Annotated in this window: 4 protein-coding genes; all 4 read left to right on the forward strand. The window is 39.4% G+C overall.

The features are described from left to right. Positions 1–504: SSURE domain-containing protein (locus tag AC3E9F_RS08385; RefSeq protein WP_490673004.1), on the forward strand; the 504-nt coding region annotated here is incomplete at its 5' end. Between the two features lie 80 nt (positions 505–584). After that, the gene (locus tag AC3E9F_RS08390) at positions 585–1,274 is read left to right on the forward strand and encodes a response regulator transcription factor (RefSeq protein ID WP_263394090.1); all 690 of its coding nucleotides are present in this window, start codon (positions 585–587) and stop codon (positions 1,272–1,274) included. A 3-nt stretch (positions 1,275–1,277) separates the two neighbouring features. Then, positions 1,278–2,318, forward strand: coding sequence for a sensor histidine kinase (locus AC3E9F_RS08395; protein ID WP_263394089.1), 1,041 nt, complete (start codon positions 1,278–1,280; stop codon positions 2,316–2,318). Between the two features lie 206 nt (positions 2,319–2,524). Beyond that, the gene (rpsD, locus tag AC3E9F_RS08400; protein WP_490673005.1) at positions 2,525–3,136 is read left to right on the forward strand and encodes a 30S ribosomal protein S4; all 612 of its coding nucleotides are present in this window, start codon (positions 2,525–2,527) and stop codon (positions 3,134–3,136) included. The last annotated feature ends 101 nt before the right edge of the window (positions 3,137–3,237 follow it).

The raw sequence follows: 3,237 nt of genomic DNA on the forward strand, positions 1-3,237 counted from the left end.
GCAGGAAATGCAGCAATTCTTCCACTTGAAGGTTTGGCAAAAGGTCAATATTTCTACGAAGTAGATTTGAACGGTAACACAAGTGGTAAAGAAGGTCAAGCCCTTCTCGACCAACTTCGTGCTAACGGCACACAAACATACCAGGCAACCGTTAAAGTTTACGGCGCTAAAGACGGCAAACCAGATTTGACAAATGTTGTAGTGACACGACAAATAATGGTTCAATTGCATGATAAAGATATGACTACTCAAGACAACCAAGCTGGAATGGATGCTGAAAAAGACATGAAATCAGAAATGATGGGAATGAATCATGGTATGGAAAATATGAAAGTGAACCAACCAGGTCAAGGTCAAAAAGTTGAACAAATGAAGAAAAGTGATAAAGGTATGTTACCAAATACCGGTGAAGTTAAGTCTAATACAGCAACTATCGGAATCTTTGGTCTTGTCTTAGCTGGTGTACTTAGCCTTCTTGGTGTAAAAGCTAAACGAGACAATTAAAATTCAAATCATTTAAAAATTAGTAAAAATAGTGTTATACTAAATCCAAGTATAACGCTGTTTTTATAAGGGGAATAGGAATGGAAAAGACAATTTTACTCGTGGATGATGAGATTGAAATTATAGATATTCAAAAACGATACCTAATCCAGGCAGGATATCAAGTATTGGTTGCCCATGACGGGCTAGAAGGTTTAGAAATTTTTCAGAAAAAACCAGTAGATCTAATCATCACAGATATCATGATGCCTAAAATGGATGGCTATGATTTTATCAGCGAAGTCCAATATTTATCCCCTGATCAACCTTTTCTCTTTATCACTGCCAAGATTAGTGACCAAGACAAGATTTACGGCTTAAGTTTGGGAGCGGATGATTTTATTACAAAACCGTTTAGTCCTCGTGAGTTGGTGTTGCGAGTTCATAATATTTTTCGCAGAATTCACCGCAGTGGGGGAACTGAACTGATTGAACTAGGGGATTTACGGATAAACCATGCCAATCACGAAGTTCATATCGGACAAGAGTCTTTAGACTTAACTGTCAAATCTTTTGAACTCCTCTGGATCTTGGCAAGCAATCCTGAGCGGGTCTTTTCAAAAACCGAACTCTATGAAAAAGTATGGCAAGAAGAGTATGTCGATGACACCAACACTCTGAATGTTCACATCCATGCTTTGAGACAGGAGTTGGTCAAACACGCGAGTTCCAATACTCCAGTTATCAAAACAGTTTGGGGGCTTGGCTACAAGATTGAGAAAGCGAGGTAATGAATGAAATTAAAAAGTTATATCGTAATTGGCTATTTAGTCTCTACCATTCTGACAATTCTTGTGGTCTTTTGGGCAGTCCAGCGAATGCTGATTGATCAAAAAGAAATTTATTTCTTGGTTGGAATGACACTCGTTGCTAGCTTTATCGGAGCTGGAGTTAGTCTCTTTCTCCTCTCTCCGGTATTCTCCTCGTTGCATCACTTGAAAAATCAAGCTAAAAGGGTAGCAAGTCGGGATTTTAGTGGAGAAACTAACGTAAAAGGTCCAACGGAGTTTCAAGAGTTAGGGCAAGCTTTTAACGATATGTCTCATGATTTACAATCAACCTTTGAATCCCTTGACCAAAGTGAAAAAGAAAAAGGGATTATGATTGCCCAACTTGCTCATGACATCAAAACGCCAATCACATCCATCCAAGCAACGGTGGAAGGAATCCTTGATGGTGTTATTAAAGAAGAGGAACGGGCGCATTATCTAATGACTATTAGTCGGCAGACCGACCGTCTAAATAAATTAGTGGAAGAACTCGGCGCTCTTACGCTAAATACCCAATCCAAGATAGAATCACCAAGAGGGATTGAGCCTGTATTTCTGGATCAGTTATTAATAGAAGCAATGAGCGAATTTCAATTTTTAATTGAAAAAGAAGAACGGGATGTGTACATACAGGTTAGTCCAGAGTATGCCCGTATCCAGGTAGACTATGATAAGATTTCGCGAATTTTGGTTAACTTGCTTAATAATGCTTTTAAATACTCGGAACCAGGAACTAAGATTGAAGTTGTGGCTCTGATTGAGGACAAGAACTTGACCATTAGTGTCAGAGATGAAGGATATGGAATTGCTCCAGAGGAGTTGGACAATATCTTTAAGCGTCTCTATCGGGTAGAAACATCTCGCAACATGAATACTGGAGGTCATGGCTTAGGCCTTGCAATTGCGCGTGATCTAGCTCGCCAATTAGGTGGGGACATCAGCGTAGAAAGCCAATATGGCGTAGGAAGCAAGTTTATCCTTAGTCTCAATCTGAACGAAAAGTAAAATAGATAGAAAAATCTCTTTACAAATGCAGTTTTTCATGATACAATAGCCTTTGTGTGAAATAGCAGCAGGAAAGCATGAAGCTCGTCAACAGGTGTCTTCTGATAAGTAACCTTGGCTGTTTAGGCGAAGGGCATCTGCACGAATCAGGGCTTTCTAAGTGACTATTTCCGCCGAAATTATATTTATATCAGGAGGACATACATATGTCACGTTATACAGGACCATCTTGGAAACAAGCTCGTCGCCTTGGCCTTTCACTTACAGGTACAGGTAAAGAATTGGCACGTCGTAACTACGTACCAGGACAACACGGACCAAACAACCGTTCTAAATTGTCAGAATACGGTTTGCAATTAGCTGAAAAACAAAAACTTCGTTTTACTTACGGTGTAGGTGAAAAACAATTCCGTAACTTGTTCGTACAAGCTACAAAAATCAAGGGCGGAATCCTAGGTTTCAACTTCATGCTTCTTTTGGAACGTCGTTTGGATAACGTAGTTTACCGTCTTGGTCTTGCGACTACTCGTCGTCAAGCTCGTCAATTCGTAAACCACGGTCACATCCTTGTTGATGGAAAACGTGTTGATATCCCATCATACCGCGTAACTCCAGGTCAAGTAATCTCAGTTCGCGAAAAATCATTGAAAGTTCCAGCAATCCTTGAAGCAGTTGAAGTTACTCTTGGACGTCCAGCATTCGTATCATTCGATGCTGAAAAATTGGAAGGTTCATTGACTCGTTTGCCAGAACGTGATGAAATCAACCCAGAAATCAACGAAGCACTTATCGTTGAATTCTACAACAAAATGCTTTAATTTTAAGATATATCTTACGAAAAGCCTACAACAGTGGGCTTTTTGCTTTTCAAAAAATAAAAAAATAAGAAAAATTTATCTTAAGTTCTTGACAAGATTGT

The organism is Streptococcus sp. SCPM-O-B-15277 (M60), from assembly GCF_058200335.1.

Excerpts from the sequence above, each read along its gene's own strand:
- rpsD (WP_490673005.1), top strand. The coding sequence starts at position 2,525 with ATGTCACGTTATACAGGACCATCTTGGAAACAAGCTCGTCGCCTTGGC.
- AC3E9F_RS08395 (WP_263394089.1), top strand. The coding sequence starts at position 1,278 with ATGAAATTAAAAAGTTATATCGTAATTGGCTATTTAGTCTCTACCATT.
- AC3E9F_RS08390 (WP_263394090.1), top strand. The coding sequence starts at position 585 with ATGGAAAAGACAATTTTACTCGTGGATGATGAGATTGAAATTATAGAT.